The organism is Daejeonella sp. H1SJ63, assembly GCF_029360775.1.
Lineage (GTDB): Bacteria > Bacteroidota > Bacteroidia > Sphingobacteriales > Sphingobacteriaceae > Daejeonella.
This window is the reverse complement of sequence record NZ_JARKMZ010000039.1, coordinates 95,900-113,386: the sequence shown is the minus strand read 5'-3', so window position 1 is coordinate 113,386 and position 17,487 is coordinate 95,900. Positions and strand designations below refer to the sequence as shown.

The window sequence follows — 17,487 nt, the reverse complement described above, 5'->3', positions numbered from 1 at the left end:
ATTATTTCAGTCTTTTCATTTGCTCAATAGTGAACAGATTATCCGTAATTGACTGATTATAAACAATGTTTCGATAGATCATCTCTGTTTTATAACCTTTCTTATCCGCAGGTATCATATCATAGCGTACAGGTATCAAACGGTCGTGCATCATTTTTATATCATAACCATTCATTATACTGATCAGCTCATTATCTTCATCATAAAAACGGCTGTGAAGCTCCAGGTAATCTTTTTTATCAATACATACAATAACTTTGCTCCAAACAACTGCAGCATCCGGTTTAGGAATCATTTGTATAATATGACAGTTTCTTTCCCTGATTATAGTATCACCTATTATGGTATGATTATAATCGTCTACCACAGAAGATTCTTTAACAAGATCATCATTTGTAAAATCTGTCCCCATCCAGCTTTGAGTCATCATTGACGGAGGAAGTTTGATTGTACGTTCCAGAGCCGGAAGCCAGTTCCATACTTCTTTTTTCTTTTTCAGGAAAGAAATTCCCTTGTCTTTTGCCGGGCTTTGGATAAGAATCATAGCCAGATCCTTGCCTTTCATCCAGGTTTTACATTGCATTTCCCTTGACCATCCCGGACGAATAGTTTTTATGGTCATTTCAGCCATCATTGTATTACCGCGCATTTTATCGTTTGCACGTTTAACAATATCCCTGGCATCATTTACCTGTGTAAAAGATGCCAGTAATTGTAAAATGAAATACAAATAGATAGTCATTTATCTGATAATTGATTAAACATTTCCTAATTAATCAACTGCTTTTCTCTGAAAAGCATTAAGGGTTGGATGATGCCCTCTTTTTCTCCTGACGCTTAAAATATCCTCTCAGCAGAAAACTCTTCTTTAATGCCTCCATATTCTGATTAAAGCCATCGGTGCCCCTTTGAATATTATCCAGACTGGTATTCAGTTTATTTACAACAGAAGTATCCTTTAAAATAGTGCTGGCAGCTCCCTTACCTGAGTTCAAATCATTTTGAATACCCGAAATCAGGGTAGTCATCTGCAGACTAAGTTTATCAGCATTGGTACTAAGCTGCCTCATTTTTAAAACTGCCTGATTCAGATTATTTGCAAATGAAGTATCTCTAAGCAAGATTCCAGCAGATCCCTTACCTGATTTCAGGTCAGAAACAATAACATGCAGATCATCAGCCATCAAACCTGCCCTTGAAGTTGCTTTACGTATATTTGCAGCCGATTGACGCAGATCTTCAGGTAAGGATTCTTCAGACAGGATTGACCAAAGTGCAGTGCTGTTGTTAATTCGTTCTACAGTAACCTTTAAGCCTGATACTATTTCAGCCACATCATTATTAGTTTTTGACAAGGTTTTCAAAATAGATTCGGTATCAATAGGATTTTTTGAAACCAGTACATCACCCTCTTTTGCCAGATCATCATGAATCTCGCCCGGAATAATATTGACAACCTTATTGCCTACCAGACCGTCTGAACCAATTGATACTATGGCATCCTTTCTTATAATATCCTCCATTTTGGTATCGATCAGCATTGAAACCTCTATGCTTGTATCATTAACAATTTCAATAGTTTTCACGGTACCAGACTGTATGCCGGAATATCTGACATTATTACCCGGCACCAAACCCTGAACATTCTCAAACCTTGCTTTAAGTATATAATTCGAGCCAAAAAGGCTTCTGTTCCTTCCTATCATGTACAGGAGCAGAACTAAAAACAGTAAGCCGGCCATTACAAATGCTCCAAGTCTTACATTATTTACTAATCGTTTTGCCATAAACAGTTTTACTCAAAAAACATTTTAATCTTCGGATCTTCTGATTTAATCAGATTTTCATAGGTATCATTTGCATAACACCTGCCATCCATTAACATAACAACCCTGTCACTTGCCATACGAACACAATTCATATCGTGAGAAATGATTAAAGAGCTGGTATTATACTTCTCCTGAATCTCGATCATGAGTTCGATAATCTCTTTACTGGTAATAGTGTCAAGTCCGGTAGTAGGCTCATCATAAAGGATGATCTCTGGCTTTAGAATAAGTGTCCGGGCAAGAGCAACACGTTTTCTCATACCACCCGATAATTCAACCGGCATCATATCAATCGTATGCCTTAAGCCCACATCCTCCAATGCATCTTCAACCATTTTGTCAACTTCCTCCTGTGATACTTCGATCCAGTGACGTCTTAATGGAAATTCCAGATTTTCTCTGACAGTCATTGAATCATACAGGGCATTACTCTGAAAAAGAAATCCAATCTTAGCTCTAACCTGGTCAAGTTCATCATGATTAAGATCAGGAATGTTTTTCCCAAATATTTTGATACTGCCCTTGTCGGGTCTCAATAAACCAATAACACACTTGATAAGGACAGATTTACCAGAACCAGATTTTCCTAAAACTACTACGCTTTCACCTCTGATAAGTTCAAGATTAAAATTGATGAGTATATGCCGGTCACCAAATGATTTACATAAGTTATTAATTAACATAACTTTATCTAAACTACTATTAAGTACTTGTTTATCTGAAGTCATAGCCTTAATAATCAAAAATATTAGTAACCTGAACGGCTAGAAGATCAATAATAAATATCATCACCGAAGAAACAACAACAGCGGAATTAGCCGACAAACCTACCCCTTCAGTACCTCTGCTGCTGTTATAACCTTTGTAACATCCTATAATTCCTACAGCAAATCCAAAAAAGAAACTCTTTATAAAAGCAGGTAATACATCCCCAAATACAAGATTATCAAAAACCTGAGTCCAGAATAGATTGAAACTGGTATTTGTATGAATATTAACCCCCAGATAAGCCCCATAAAGGGATATTGCATCACCAAGCATTACGAGTACAGGCAGCATCAATGTACATGCCAACACTCTGGTAACCACAAGATATTTAAAAGGATTGGTTCCACTGACTTCCATAGCATCGATCTGCTCTGTAACCTTCATGGATCCAAGCTCGGCTCCAATGCTGCTGCCAATTTTACCTGCAAATATCAAGGCAGTAATTACCGGTCCAACCTCTCTGACCACTGCAATAGCTACAATTGCCGGCAATTGAGACTCGACACCATAATCGGCCATCGAAGGTCTTAATTGCATGGTCAACACAATTCCCATAATAAAGGCCGTCAGTCCGATCAGCGGCAAAGATTTATAACCAATAACATAACATTGCTTAATAAATTCAGCAAATTCAAAAGGAGGATTCAATCCATGCCTGAAAAAACGAAGGCTGAAACTGAATAATTCCCCATTTCCGTTTAAGAATGCGGTAAAGTCTGACCTTAAGGACATATTATTTATTGATTTTGCTTTAAAATACAAAACTAATTTATGTTCTGTACAAAAAGTCTGATCTCAGTCACTTATAAATTGATTTAGACCCTTAATTCCCTTTAATCCTGTCTATCAGGGCCCATGCTGTTTCCTTATTCCATCCGGCAAATCTCCCGCGTTGTACCACCAGATCATTATCGTCAGGATGTTGAATATAATAATGAAAAACAAACTTCCCTTTAGGATTATGCCAACCGATCATTTGTCCGAAACGAAGATCATTAAATACCAAAGTATCTCCATAATGTTCAACCGTATAGAAATCCTGCGAAAAACGAATCAGATCCTGAATATCACGATGATCCTTTACAGGAACAAGTAATGAATCATTTCGCGGGAAATAAGTTAGATCCATCGATCTATTACTGTCAAACAATGAACGAAAGCCAACATAATATCCTTTATCATCACCGGCTACTACATACCAGAGCCAGTTTTGCAATGGTGCCGGAGTTGTGAAATGCCGCGAATAAGATATCTTTCGTTCAGCCAGAATAGTCATAAAATCTCTTTCTATAATTGCCTTATTAACAAGGCAATACATCAGATACAGGGTACTTAAACCCAGTCCGGATAAATACCATTTCCTTTTCCTGTTATCCCTTCTTTTCATGATTAAAATTGCAGCAAATGCAATTACAGGCCAGATGGTAAAGAATGGATCAGCTACATAAATAGCATTAAAGGAAATTCGTTTATTACTAAAGGGCTCAAACCAGGCAACTCCATAATTATTAAAGGCATCAATAAAAATATGAATGAAAATCATTGCTCCGAAAAACATACACCATTTTAAAAGACTGATATTATGAGGTCTATGCCATTTCTCTGCAATAAGTCCAAGTATGAATGCTGCGATTACGCAAAAAAGAAAAGAATGAGTAAAGCCACGGTGGGCGAGTAAATTTTCAGCTGTATCCATCCAAAAAGATGTTACAAAGTCAATATCAGGAAGACTCTGAGACATTGCACCCCACAGCCATGCTTTTTTCCCGAGCTTTTTACCGGCAAAGGCTTCCCCCATACATGCACCTAAAGCAATATGAGTTAATGAATCCATAACCTGACTGAACTAATTATTAAACAGATCAAATATGTGTTGAGCCTGTTTAAATATAAGCATAGTTCGCCATATCTTAAGATGCAACTCTGTTTATAAAAAAAGGGAAACAGAATTGAATTTCTGTTTCCCTTTAAAAAACCTGATTATATACATTTATCAATCAAAGCCTGGCTCTGTTTTCGTATACTTTCATGATCGCATTTACTACATCATCCATGTCCTGTGTTGTACCTAACAAAGAAGCCACACCTTCAAGCACGACCATCTCTTCATTACAAACCAGATCACAATTAGGCATTTTCATTTCTTCTTTATAACGTTTTAGTCTCGAAGCTGAATACATAGCCTGATATTCCCTTAAACTGATGATCTCATCTACCCATGGCTCTACATGAAAACCTCTTGCAATATAAGGGCTCAAATTAATTCCTTCTGCTGCTACAGCTTTCAGAAATTTGCTTCTGTCAGCATTATTAAAATGCTCCTTCCTGTAACTCATAGCATATTTATAATATCCTGAACTTTCTGTTCCCGGATATTTTTTCTGAGGCATTAATCCCGGAAAATCTTTCAGCTTTGAATCCAGATATGCAGCATTTGCATTACGCCGTTCAAAACGTTCTTTAGCACCTGCAATCTGTCCCATTAGTACAGCACCCTCAAACTCATTCATCCTATATTTCGGACCGATAGTTACGTTGAAACCTTTACGGTTCGTACCATGATTCTGAACTGTAAAACATCTGTCCATCAATTCAGGGTCGTTTCCAATGATTGCACCACCTTCACCACATGAGATTTGCTTACTTGCCTGAAAACTGAAACATCCGAGATCGCCAATAGTGCCCAGCTGCTTGCCCTGATATCTTGCAAAATTTGCCTGACATGCATCCTCAATTACCTTAAGATTGTGTTTTTTGGCAATTGCCATAATACGCTCCATATTACATGGCATACCCATGATATGAACAGGTATAATTGCTTTAGTATTCTTATTAATTTTTTTCTCGACCTCATCAGGATCAAGCTGAAATGAATCTCTGTCAAGATCGGCAAGTACCGGAAGAGCACGACTGGTCAGAATTGCCGAAACAGTTCCAAAATCGCTGTATGGGGAGGTAATAACCTCATCACCGGGACCAAAATCCATTGCTTCCACAGAAGTGGCAAGTGCCTGGGTTCCTGATCCGGTTCCAATGCATAGCTGAGTACCCATTAAACGGGCATATTCTTTCTCAAAAGTAGCTACAGTACCGGTAGGCGACTGAATACGGCTCCATATACCACTCTTGGTGGTTTTGATGACCGATTCCATTAATTTTTCATCAGCAATCATTGCGGGCCATTTAGGCCATGCTTTTGTACGAACCGGTGTGCCTCCCAATATTGCCAGCTCCCCCGCATTACCTGTTTTGCCAATTGCCGGCATCACACTTGAAAATGCGGTGGCCACCGTAGTGGTTGTTACCGCAGAAATAAAACCTCTTCTGCTTAAGTCTTTGAATTTCATAGAATTTGTTTTTACCTAAATCAGGGTCTTTGTCATTATGAATAATCAACCATGTTAAAGCATTTCCGACTATTCCTGTAAAACTTTAACTAATATAAAAATATGCGTGTACGTAACCGAATTTATTTGAAAATCATTCTTAACTGAACAAGCTAAGTTCTTACCTATTGAGGATCAGCAGTTTTTTGATTGCATTCATCATTGTTGTTTCAGCATCTGCAGTAACACCTGATGCCTGTCCGGTTTCGTAACCACCCTGAGTGTATCCTATTGCAGTGCCGATATACCCAACAGCATAATCACCATAACCGGCAACAGCTACAAAAAGATCAGGGCGCTGAGCTTTTGCTGCCAGCTGATATTCAACAAATGGCTCCCCGGGTAAATGAACAATTCTGGCATTCCCGATATTTAAACAAGACATATCAATTGTTTTTCCGGCCTGTAACCTCTTTAACCAAACAAGTTTTGATAGATTATTGGAAATAAAAACCTGGTTGTCATTTTTCATTCTGGCTTCCAGATTTTCAATTCCCGCTGCTGGTTTAAAAACCATTGGCTCAACGTTCCATTGTACTGAGGAGGCATTTACAGGTTCAAGTTTCGTATTTTCCCAGGCACGCTTCATCCCATCAGCGAGCCTCGTGGCAAGTATCATTCTGTTCTCTTTTGCACCATCGTTGTATTTCCCGGCTGTAATATTACCTCCTGCCCCGTTGAAATGAATATGTAAGGCATCCGGAACAGCCAGTTGGCGCATAAAACGTGCAATACCCGGAAAATCAGGATTAGGCACCCCTGTTCTGTAATAACTCTGAGGATGCGAAGCGTAATAACTGAGCACAGCTACCGGCTTCTTATTATTCCAGAAGCTGATTAGAGACACCATTGGGTCAATTAAGCCTAATGGTTCAGCCCTTATCAAGGAATCTTTGGTAGCAGAACTTCGGGTATACTTAACTTTACCATCAGGCCCAAGAACCCTGCGATTTGAAGCCACTTCATAAACCTCTGCTTTACCGGTGCCAATATGTGTGAACGGAACAGCTTTAGGAATGGCCAGGGAGATAGCCGTGCCCAGCCTTTTTATCAGATCTCTTGCATAGGTGCCCTCAAAAGCCATCGGGCTTAAACCTTTGGATATTAATAGCTTTTCAGCACCAAAATCAGATGCAGGTGCGTCGTGCTGATGTATAGCATGAACCACAACTCTGGATGGAATAGTACCGGCGGCGGCAGCCATTACCTTTTTGAATTCATCCTGACTATCGTTTGCAATTCCGATCCAGTCTACTGAACAAATCACTATTGGCTGACCCGCTCCCAGAATAACTATACCTTTTGCCCTCAGACCTAAATCCCAGTCATTAATCATAGGATCATAAGTCAGTGTACTTCCAACCGGAGGTGTTGCATCCAGATCGAATGTGGCAAGCTTAAGTATATTTGCAGCGTTCTGCGCAGAACTTCCGATAGAAATACAAACAAAAACACCGGTAAATAACAGCAGTTTTATACTTTTTGAAATACTTTTTTTCATATGAAATTGATTAATGCAAATGAATATCTGTTTCTAATATATTCATACTGTTCAAAACAAGTTAAAGCCTTATTTTAATTTGGCTGATGCGCGCTGAAATATCGAGGCAATACTGACCGGCTTTCCGCCATTTTTTATACTTTCATCAGCCGCTTCCATGAATGCACAGATTTCCAGCGTCTCTTCCTTACTAACCGGCACTTTTCCGCTTTCAAAAAATTCTATAATTTTTACTAAAAGCGGATCATATCCACCATATGCACCAATTACTGCAGCTCCCTTCTCACCAAATGCTGTACCTCCATAATCCTGTCTTCCATTATAATGACCTCTGAAAGTACCAATTTTACCATCTTCCCAAATTCCGGTAGAAACATCACTGATCTCAGTCCTGATACGGCTTACCGTCTTACAACCTGTACCCAAAACTGTAAATAAGGTCTCTACCCCATGAATTCCATACCAGAACAGATCCGGATGAGTTTTTTCAATTTTAATAGGACTAAAGGTATCAGCACCCAAAACACGTCCGACTTTTCCATTTGCAATTTCCTGAGCACCAACAGTATATCTTAATGATGACGATGAGAAAACGGGTACATTTTTCTTTTCGGCAGCCTTAAAAATAGCAATTGCATCTGCAAGGGATGCGGCAATAGGTTTATCAATAAAGAATGGCTTTCCGGCTTTAATTACCTCTAATGCCTGTTCAAGATGCAGACGCCCGTCATTGGTTTCAAGCAATACGAAATCAACCCTGTTTAGCAATTCCTTTACAGAATCAACAATCTCCACTCCCAGTTTTTTAACATCTTCTATATATCCGGGAATCCTTTCCACACTGCTTGGAATATCATTACTGCCTTTAGGGTATGCAGCTACCACTTTATATCCTGCAAAATGAGCAGCTGCAGATGGATTATTAAGACTTTTCGTAAATGCAACACTATGTGAAGTATCCAGACCAATAATTCCAATACGTTTACTATTAAATTTCGTACTCATTGCATTTGCACTCAATGGATTAATTAAATCAGACAGACTAAATCCGATTCCGGCAATACCTGCCGCTTTTATAAACCTGCGACGGTTAAGGGAGTTTTTCATGATTATTATATGTAGCTTTTTATATACGTTAACGTACCCGAATATAGTAATCAATTATTTAAGTATGAACTTAACCCGGGGAATTATTGTAACAAGTCTATTCCATCAGAACGACATGCAAACTTTAAACAGAATCTTTAAAGAAAGGCAAGCAAAACCCTGAATATTTTAATTCCTGTAGAAAGAAGAATTCTCTTTCGTTAAAATATCAATAGGCATGAAATAGATCTTCTCTACAGGAGATGAAAAGGCCAGATGCTGATATAAAGACATGAGTCCTCTGTAAGCCTGTTGTTTAGGTTTCTGGCAAACCAGAAAATCAATTACTCCTTTATCCATGTACCCGATATTCTCTTTCAGAAAGTCATATCCGATCAGAATCAGATCTTTTCCCAGAGATTCTATAAAATGAGCAACAGTGGAGACTCTGGAATTGGTGACAAATACAACTTTTATATCATTATTCTCTTCAAAAACTTTAGACAATTGATGTTCTATTGATTTAAGATCGGTTTCTCTGATATCTATTTTGATGATATTATCAGGTTTGTGATGATCTTTAAAATAGGCTCTGAACCCTTCCTCTTTCTTTAAAAGGTGGTGATGATTATCAATTTCACGCGAAATATTTACAATCAGGGTTTTATCTTCAGGCCCGGTAAGATAACTTACCAAATGTGCTCCCAGATAGCCGCTGTGATAGAGATTGGGGCCAATATAACTTAAACTTCCCTGATTGGGTAAATCAGAATCTATTAAAACATAGGGTATTTTCAGTTCCCTGCATTTCTCAGTAAATACTACAGATTCTTCGATGAATGAGGGGGCGAGCAGTATTCCATCCGGTTTACTTTCAAGAATAATACGGGTTTGATCGACAAATGAATCAATAAGATTTTGATCGTAGAAATATTTATCAACTATAATACCCAATTGCTTAATCTCTGCATCAGCCTGTTCAATGCCCTGCAAAGGAGCCTCCCAGAAACTGGTTTCATTTGAACTTTCCGGAATAAGTGTTGCAATACGCAATGTTTTCCTTGAAGCTAAACGCTGAGCCAGCAGATTAGGTTTATAATTAAGCTCTTCTATGATCTTGCTGATCTTTTCCTTAGTTTGTTCAGATACACCCTTTCTGTTATGAAGTACTCTGTCGACGGTTGCAATAGAAACATTGGCTCTTCTGGCAATTTCCTTTACTCCCGTAAGCTCAGTAATTTGTTTTTTCATTCTTAAAACTTCTGATATTGATGGTGTGTATCTTATACACAATTATAGCTCATATCTCCCGCTTTTCATAATCAAAGTATTGGCCAAATAATTTATATGATTTGGTCAGAATTGATAAACCGGGTGTATTAATGGCATTATTTAATCAAATAAATGTTATTTAAATATATTCAATTAAATTCGTTTACGTACCCGTAATTATATTAATTTTAATTAAACTCATTTATACTATGAAAACCTATCAATATCTGCCATTATTTCTGCTGATACCTTTGGCACCCGGCACTTATGATACCGGTACAATTACAGGCCCGGCAAACAATAAAGAACAATCAAAAGCAGACCCTATTGATATTTCAAGATCACGTGCCGATTTTCTGATATCAAAACTTCCTCAAACTGATCCCTGGATTGAAAAACCTGATGGAAGTTCGCTGGCATGGGGTGAAGCCGCCACTCTCGAAACATTAGTAGATATGTATGAAGCTACTGATGATATAAAATATTTATTGGAAGTTGCCAGACGCGGAGACAGACTCTTAACACATCGTGACGACAGAAGAGGTGTTAGTGACGGATCAGGAAAAAGCAGACCGGCATGGAGTATGGGGCTGAAATATGTGGTAGCAAAAGGAGAATTGCAGGATGTCTCGGGCAAAGTGGCAATCACTATACGCTCCACTCCTTCTTCGAATAATAACCTGACATTGGTAGAGATTATTCCAGCATCAGGGAGCAATCGTTTCGATCTGAAAACCAGCAATACTTTTTTCAGGCGAAGTGAGATTTTCAAAGATCTGAGTACTGACCCAGCTGATGATCGGTTTATTGAAAAAATCGTAAATGATCCATTATCACCCTATGTTACACGCCCGGGAAATTTTTCGAATGAAAAATCAAATCTGATCAGAGTAAAAGTTACCGGTAAATCGGCACCGATTGCTCAAAATATTACTTTAAACTCTATTCCCTTAGCCTATACAGGGTATCTTGGCATTATTTACAATCCATTACTCCGGCTAGCTGAATATGCCAAAGAAAAATCTGAATTAAAGGAGCTTCGTCCTGCTGCTAACCGTTTTATAAAAGCTGCTGAAGAATCTTATAAAGACGCAAATGCCCGTTTATGGCGTAACGGCCCAAATAATGGTGAAGGATATTACCTTACCTGTGAGCGCGGAGAATCTTTCCCTGCCGACAATGTTGGCCAGCCAATCAATTTTCTGGGTATGCATACCAGTACCCAACTGGCTCTTTACAGATTAACCGGTAAAAAAGATTATCTGGAACGTTCGGAAAAAATGTCGGGACTACTGAAAAACCGTTTACAATATAATCAGGAGAATGAGGCCTATGTATGGACATACTGGTATGAGCCAATGACCACTATTGGCTGGAAGCCGGAAGACAAGCTTTCTTCAAATGTAATGATCTATAAAGGTTCACCCAATGTTGAAGACAGCTCACATGGTGTTTTAGACATTGCCATGGTTGTTTCTGCCTATCGTGCAGGAATTGTATTCAACAGGGAAGATCTTTTAAGATTTTCAAATACTCTCTTAAAGCATGTTGTTCTGCCTGACCGCAGCGGTATCAGAAGGGCTGTAGATGGAAAAGGTGGAGATCATGCTGCTTACTTTCCAATATTGCACGGATGGCTTATGCTTGCTGATACTAATCCCGAAGTTTATCATACTATCAGACAAACCTATTTGAATCGCGGAGAAGAGAATCTTGCATTTACGGCAGAATTACTGAGATGGGAGAAAAAACTGAAAGAAAAAAAGCAATAATATAGAGATCATTGATATGAAAAATAAAAGCAATTCAAGACGTGAATTTCTAAAAAAAACTAGTTTGGGAAGCTTAGGGACAGCATTGGGGATATCTGCTGCTTCAGTTCCTGCTTTTGCTGATCAGACTTTTGACACCTCAGCGCATTCAGTAAGTGCTGAAACACTTCATCTAAAACCGCGTTATCACAGGTGGCATGTGAATGCAGGTGATGAATGGCTGGAGAAAAATACCGGATATAATCAGCTCGACTGGAATATTCCGGTTTCTCAGTGTGCACTGGTGCTGCTTGATGTATGGAGCAGACATTACCTGAAAGAACCTAATGACAGAGCTGAGAAGATTATCAATGAGAAATATGCCCCTCTCCTGAAAAAATGCAGGGAATCAGGTATGGCTATTATCCACGCTCCCTCTCCTCAGGTAGCTGTTAAGCATCCAAACTGGATAAAACTTATCTCTGAGGAGGAATTATACCCCCGTCAGGATGTGTGGCCACCAAAAGAGTTCAGAGGATTAAGCGGCCCTTATAAAAACTACAGAAGACCTTTTGAGCCAAGGGAGATAGAAATTCAACAAATGGTAAACCCCCATCTCATCCATCCCGCTGCTATGCCCAAAGAAGGAGAAGCTGTAATAGCCACTGGAGAGGAAATGCATCGTTATTGTAAACAAAAAGGTATTCTCTTCTTATTTATGGCCGGTTTTAATACCAATGCCTGCATGATTACCAGAGATTATGGTGCCTTACAAATGAATTACAGGGGCTATCAGGTAAGCGTAATACGCGATTGTACTACGGGTATGGAAAACAAGCAAACTCAGGCTGAACTGCGGCAAACCAATGGTGCTTTATTGTTTTTTGAAATGTTCGGACAATACACCGTTACATCTGATGAAATTGTGAGCGGTTTTTCCGGTAAAGTCTGATAAAAACAAATCTCCGAACATATCCGGAGATTTGTTTTTTGTTATCTCCAGTCTTTTGGAAGCTTTAAAGACCATACATCATTCACCAATGGCGGGGTCATCCCTCCTGCAATCCATATCTTATCTTTAAAAACAAAAGCAGAGGCTTCATGGCGACCTTTCCAAACAGTTTTTGACTGGAATTTTTCCCAATTCTTACCGTCTTTAGAACTCCATACATCGTCATGATTTTTATAGGGATTGTTAGACCATCCTCCCATAACCCATATACGATCGCGATAAACAACAGAATTAAACCACAGACGCTGATGCCATGGAGCATTTGATGTTTCTTTAAGCCAGTGAACACCATCCTCAGAACTCCAGACATCATTTAGCGCCAAATACCCGGGGACATAATTTCCACCACCAAAAACATACATCCTGCCATTTAATACAGCTGCCTGATGATAAGCACGAGGCTGCCATCCGGCATCAGCTGTTGCCAATTGCCAGTCTTTTCCATTTGAAGAATACCAGACATCATTTTTAAGACTGTTTTTATCTCCGAAATAATAATTCTCCGTTCCTCCCAGCAGCCATATTTTACCTTTAAATTCCACAACGGCACTGGCAATGCGAGGGGTCCATGCTGCATTTTCTGTTTCAGATTCCCAATTTATGCCATCTTTTGATGACCATACTCTATTACTGGCCGAATGTCCCTTCAATCGGCCATTATACCAACCACCCATCATCCACATTCTGTTTCTGAAAACAACAGACATCGAAAGATCACTGTGGATCCATGGTGCTGAAGGATTGATAAGCTCCCAGTTTTTACCATCATCAGAGCTCCATACATCACGGGGTGGTGCTTCATTCGAATTAAACCATCCGCCAAAGATCCATAATCGGTTCTTATAAACTAATTCAGCCTGTGAATCGCGAGGTTGCCATGCAGCTGCAGGAGCTTCCATCATCCAGCTTATATTCTGCTGTGCATTTCCGCTGAGTACGGAAAACGCAGCCATTAAGGCCAGAGCAAGGTACTTTTTCATAATCAAACCTTTAAACTTTGAATATAGTTTATAAACGAAGCATCTTTCTTGCATTACCCGATCTCAGTAATTCTCTGGTCGTTTGATCAGCTTCATTGTCATAGAGCGACTCGATACGAAGTAAACCGGTTAGATAATCCAGTATCGGAGCGTGTGTGCCAAAAGCAAACTTATCAGCTCCGAAACGTTTCAGAAAAACAGGCATATTCACAATCATTCTTCCTGAAGTATCAATCAAAAGATCGGCCCTTTTTATCAGATCAGTTTCTTCTGAGCTAAGCTTAACCTCGTTGGCATAATTGAGAATCATATATTTCGCATCAGGTACTTCTTTAATAATGGGCAGAATATTTTTAAAATTCCATTCCCTGATCACATTATTTTTAACATAGGCAATATCCATCCATGACCGCTGTCTGCCATCAACCATTCTGTAATTAAATGAAACAGGTAGACCACAATCTCTGACTCTTTTAACCAATTCAATACACGCAGGATCAAGAATATCGTAATCGTGGTAGTTGGGGTATAGTCTGACGCCTTTAAAACCAAGTTTATTGATGCAAACATCAAGATCCGCTTTCCAGCCTGCATATATTGGATTAATTACTGCAAAAGGGATAAAACGATCAGAAAAATAACGTTTTGAACTAATTTCAGCTATAAGTTCCTCATTGGCTGATTGGGTATTTTTATAAAAAATACCATTCAGGTTACTGATCACAGAAACATCCACACCAAAGTCTTTCATTCTTCGGAGCAGAGCATCACAGGTATTATATTGTAACTGCTGGAATGGCCATTGCCCGACATAGGCATTAATATCAATCAACATGTCTTCCTGATTTTCTTAAAATATTATTATAATTATCAAAAAAGATCTTTCTTTTCTGGGTTTCTGTAAGTTTAGATGCCAGAATTTTTCCGACACTCTGATAATAGCAATTATCCGTTCCGAAAAAGATCCGGTCCTCCCCTAATTGACTAACAGCAAAGTCAATCATATGTTCAGCATTATTGCTGCCCGATGAATCAACATAAATATTGGAATAAGGAGCAAACATCTTACAGGCATATTCCCAGTCGCTCCCCATACCTATATGTGCATACTGAAACATAGCTTCAGGATAGCGCCGGGCAATCTCAACAAAATCCTCAGGAATGGAAGTCTGAGGCCTGATACCCGTATCATATTTCTTACGGTAACCACCCACACCCAGCTGGCAGTTTGCATGCATATGAATAATCATTTTAAGGTCGGTCATCTTTTCAATAATGGGATAAAACAAGGGATCGTTAATTTTAACCTGAGTATAAACTTTCAAACCAACCATCCCCAGATCAATACAACGTTTAATTTCCTCCAGAGATTCTTTCTGATGAATAACGTTAACCGTAAGCTGACCAATAAGCCTGTCGGGATATTGCTTCATGCAATCATACATCAGATCATTATAAGACCTGAAATCTTTAGGCATCCCCTCTCCATCATAAACCGGACGGGAGATATACATTTTATCTATTCCCAAACGATCTGCAAAGGCAATATTTCCATCCGGTCCGCCATCAAATAAATGAGCATGAACATGCGAGTCGAGCTTTCGGTATTTCTTTACTTCCTTCATCAGGTCATAACCTGCTGAAGGTATATCAAATTCTGACTGCAAATCAGGTGCAGGCATTGCCCCAACTTGGTCAGAAAGTAACAGTCCGGCAGCTGAAAAAGCTGTACCGGCAAGGAATTTTCTGCGATTAATAAAACTGCTCATAGAAATCTGATCAAAATATCTTTATGTAAGCAAGTTAATATTTTACGGTTACGTACACGAAAGAATAAAACAAAATTCTGATTTTTTATTTGCCCCGGCATATCAAAACCAGGAATCCGGCTCTGGTCTTCACTTTAAATGAATAAGCAGCTCTGAGATTATTAAGAAATTTTGGATTAAAATACTAAATACATGTTTATTATTTGCGTATTATTGATTAATTAAAACCGCATAAAATACGCAAAATAAAATATAAATACTTCAATAATAAATTGACTATGACCAGGATAACAGAGCAATCCTCAAAATACAGGCATTTAGAAAAAATGTCAACTGCAGAGCTAACTGCAAATTTGAATAATGAAGACAAGACAGTACCGTTAGCCATTGAAAAAGCATTGCCTCAGCTAAATCTTCTGATAGATACTATTGTATCCAAAATTGAAAACAAAGGAAGATTATTTTACCTGGGTGCCGGTAGTGGCGGACGTTTATCTGTTTTGGATGTGATTGAACTCCCAACAACTTTTGGAGTAGAACCAGGCATTTTCAATGTTATGCTTGCAGGTGGCAAAGAACATCTGATTGAGGCTCTGGAAGAGAAGGAAGACGATATAAATGCCGGCTGGGAAATGCTTCAAAAGAACAATGTATCTGTTAATGATATTGTTATAGGTATTTCTGCAAGTGGAACCACCCCTTTCGTTCTTTCTGCACTGAAAGAATGCAGAAAGAACAATATTAAAACTGCATGTATTGTAAGTAATCCCAAATCTCCTATTGCTGAACAGGCAGATCTGCCCGTTGAAGTAATTACCGGTCCTGAATTCGTAACCGGAAGTACACGTATGAAATGCGGAACTGCTCAAAAAATGATATTTGACATGATCAGTACCACAACCATGATTAAACTGGGACGTGTTTATGATAACCAAATGGTCAATGTAAAACTGATCAACGATAAGATTACTGACCGTGCAGTTAAAATGTTAATGCAAAATTCGAGTATCAACGATTATGATAAAGCAAGAGAACTATTGCTAAAGCATGGCAGTGTGAAGCTTACTATGGATTATTTATCTAAATAATTTAGTTTATATAAACCCGGTTATACAATGATAACCAATTAATTAAGATATTCATGTTCCTAAGTTTATCCAAAATTCTTACAAAGCCCATTACGATCATAGGAATTTTATTTTTTGTATTCGGCTTTGTAATCTGGTTAGGTTAAAGCAACTCCGGCTAAGGTTGAATATATGATCCTTCCTGGTGCAGATTATCACAGGCATTGATCAGAAAATAAATTGTTTATCTAACAAACAGGCCTCATGCTGATTGCATGGCCTTGTTTGTTTTTATCATATAAGCTTTAAACTTTCCACAGTCCGAAATGGACTTAACAATTCACTATCAGGAGATAATTCAGTAATCAGATAATCAACCTTATCGATCCCACATATTTTTATGGTCTGATTCGTATTCAGTTTTTCAGAAATGGCAAGTACTGCCACCTTTTTTGCTGAACGAATCAGGGCTTTCTTAGCCTGAACAACCTCCCAGTCTACATCACTTAAACCTTCATCCACAGAAAAGGCATTAGCTCCTAATAAACAAAGGTCGGCCCTTATATCAGCGAGTTGATTGATCGTACCCGAACCTACATGCAGGTTAGCATTTTTGTACAGGTTCCCCCCTATACTGATTACATTCAGATTTTCATGCCCGGAAAGGGTAATAGCCACCTGAGGACTAATTGTGAAAACAGTTGATTTAAGATAATCAGGAATCATTTTCGCAAGTTCAAGAATGGTAGTTCCACCCTCTGTTAAAATGATCATATTGCTTTTCAAGAGTTTTAATGTCTTTTCAGCTATCTTTTTCTTGGCCTCTAAAGCATAAACCTCATTCTGAACATTAAAAGGGGCCACAAAAGATAAACTGGCGGCACCGCCATGAACCTTTAGAATCCTTCCTTCATCTGCAAGTTCTTTCAGATCACGTCTGACAGTATCATCCGAAACATCCATTAAAATGCTCAGATCGGTTGAAAGAACTTTATTATGGAGATTCACCTCCCTCATGATCATTTTTTTTCGTTCTTCCTTCCTCATAAATATATTCCTATTTTAA

General features: G+C 38.6%; 16 protein-coding genes. 3 read left to right on the top strand and 13 right to left on the bottom strand.

Features of this window, described 5'->3' with window-relative positions; genetic code table 11:
- Position 1: 1 nt before the first annotated feature.
- The 9 genes from P2W72_RS14090 to P2W72_RS14050 form a co-directional block, all read right to left on the bottom strand.
- Positions 2–742, bottom strand: coding sequence for an outer membrane lipoprotein-sorting protein (locus P2W72_RS14090; RefSeq protein ID WP_276363782.1), 741 nt, complete (start codon positions 740–742; stop codon positions 2–4).
- Positions 743–800: 58 nt separating this feature from the next.
- Positions 801–1,787, bottom strand: a complete 987-nt coding sequence (locus P2W72_RS14085) for an MCE family protein (protein WP_276363779.1) — start codon at positions 1,785–1,787, stop codon at positions 801–803.
- A gap of 8 nt (positions 1,788–1,795) precedes the next feature.
- Positions 1,796–2,512: an ATP-binding cassette domain-containing protein gene (locus tag P2W72_RS14080; RefSeq protein ID WP_276363775.1), complete on the bottom strand. Its 717-nt coding sequence runs from the start codon at positions 2,510–2,512 to the stop codon at positions 1,796–1,798.
- A 49-nt stretch (positions 2,513–2,561) separates the two neighbouring features.
- On the bottom strand, positions 2,562–3,329 hold the full coding sequence (locus P2W72_RS14075; RefSeq protein ID WP_276363773.1) for an ABC transporter permease: 768 nt from the start codon (positions 3,327–3,329) through the stop codon (positions 2,562–2,564).
- 91 nt (positions 3,330–3,420) lie between these two features.
- A complete protein-coding gene (locus tag P2W72_RS14070) occupies positions 3,421–4,431 on the bottom strand; it encodes a metal-dependent hydrolase (RefSeq protein ID WP_276363769.1) in 1,011 nt (336 codons plus the stop codon).
- A gap of 163 nt (positions 4,432–4,594) precedes the next feature.
- Positions 4,595–5,944 carry a DegT/DnrJ/EryC1/StrS family aminotransferase gene (locus tag P2W72_RS14065; protein ID WP_276363766.1) on the bottom strand — a complete coding sequence of 450 codons (1,350 nt, stop codon included), beginning with the start codon at positions 5,942–5,944 and terminating at the stop codon, positions 4,595–4,597.
- Between the two features lie 160 nt (positions 5,945–6,104).
- Positions 6,105–7,484 (bottom strand): hypothetical protein, encoded by a 1,380-nt coding sequence (locus tag P2W72_RS14060; protein WP_276363763.1) that lies wholly within the window; start codon positions 7,482–7,484, stop codon positions 6,105–6,107.
- 69 nt (positions 7,485–7,553) lie between these two features.
- Positions 7,554–8,591, bottom strand: a complete 1,038-nt coding sequence (locus P2W72_RS14055; RefSeq protein WP_276363761.1) for a Gfo/Idh/MocA family oxidoreductase — start codon at positions 8,589–8,591, stop codon at positions 7,554–7,556.
- Between the two features lie 168 nt (positions 8,592–8,759).
- Positions 8,760–9,821: a LacI family DNA-binding transcriptional regulator gene (locus P2W72_RS14050; protein ID WP_276363758.1), complete on the bottom strand. Its 1,062-nt coding sequence runs from the start codon at positions 9,819–9,821 to the stop codon at positions 8,760–8,762.
- Between the two features lie 230 nt (positions 9,822–10,051).
- Between P2W72_RS14050 and P2W72_RS14045 the strand changes: the two genes are divergently transcribed.
- Both P2W72_RS14045 and P2W72_RS14040 read left to right on the top strand, forming a co-directional pair.
- Entirely contained in the window at positions 10,052–11,614 is a 1,563-nt protein-coding gene (locus P2W72_RS14045; RefSeq protein WP_276363755.1) for a hypothetical protein, read from the top strand.
- Between the two features lie 16 nt (positions 11,615–11,630).
- Positions 11,631–12,545, top strand: a complete 915-nt coding sequence (locus P2W72_RS14040) for an isochorismatase family protein (RefSeq protein ID WP_276363754.1) — start codon at positions 11,631–11,633, stop codon at positions 12,543–12,545.
- 41 nt (positions 12,546–12,586) lie between these two features.
- On the opposite strand, the gene P2W72_RS14035 is transcribed toward P2W72_RS14040, so the two are convergent.
- Genes P2W72_RS14035 through P2W72_RS14025 form a run of 3 tightly spaced genes read right to left on the bottom strand, consistent with a single transcriptional unit; the run spans position 12,587 to position 15,354 of the window.
- A complete protein-coding gene (locus P2W72_RS14035) occupies positions 12,587–13,585 on the bottom strand; it encodes a hypothetical protein (protein ID WP_276363751.1) in 999 nt (332 codons plus the stop codon).
- A gap of 28 nt (positions 13,586–13,613) precedes the next feature.
- Positions 13,614–14,420: an amidohydrolase gene (locus P2W72_RS14030; RefSeq protein WP_276363749.1), complete on the bottom strand. Its 807-nt coding sequence runs from the start codon at positions 14,418–14,420 to the stop codon at positions 13,614–13,616.
- On the bottom strand, positions 14,410–15,354 hold the full coding sequence (locus P2W72_RS14025; protein WP_276363747.1) for an amidohydrolase family protein: 945 nt from the start codon (positions 15,352–15,354) through the stop codon (positions 14,410–14,412). The genes P2W72_RS14030 and P2W72_RS14025 overlap by 11 nt, the downstream gene beginning before the upstream one ends.
- A 278-nt stretch (positions 15,355–15,632) precedes the next feature.
- On the opposite strand from P2W72_RS14025, the gene P2W72_RS14020 reads away from it, so the two are divergent.
- Complete coding sequence (locus tag P2W72_RS14020) at positions 15,633–16,442, top strand: N-acetylmuramic acid 6-phosphate etherase (RefSeq protein WP_276363744.1); 810 nt, start codon at positions 15,633–15,635, stop codon at positions 16,440–16,442.
- Between the two features lie 273 nt (positions 16,443–16,715).
- Here P2W72_RS14020 and P2W72_RS14015 read toward each other — a convergent pair whose 3' ends face one another.
- Positions 16,716–17,468 carry a DeoR/GlpR family DNA-binding transcription regulator gene (locus tag P2W72_RS14015; protein ID WP_276363742.1) on the bottom strand — a complete coding sequence of 251 codons (753 nt, stop codon included), beginning with the start codon at positions 17,466–17,468 and terminating at the stop codon, positions 16,716–16,718.
- Between the last annotated feature and the right edge of the window lie 19 nt (positions 17,469–17,487).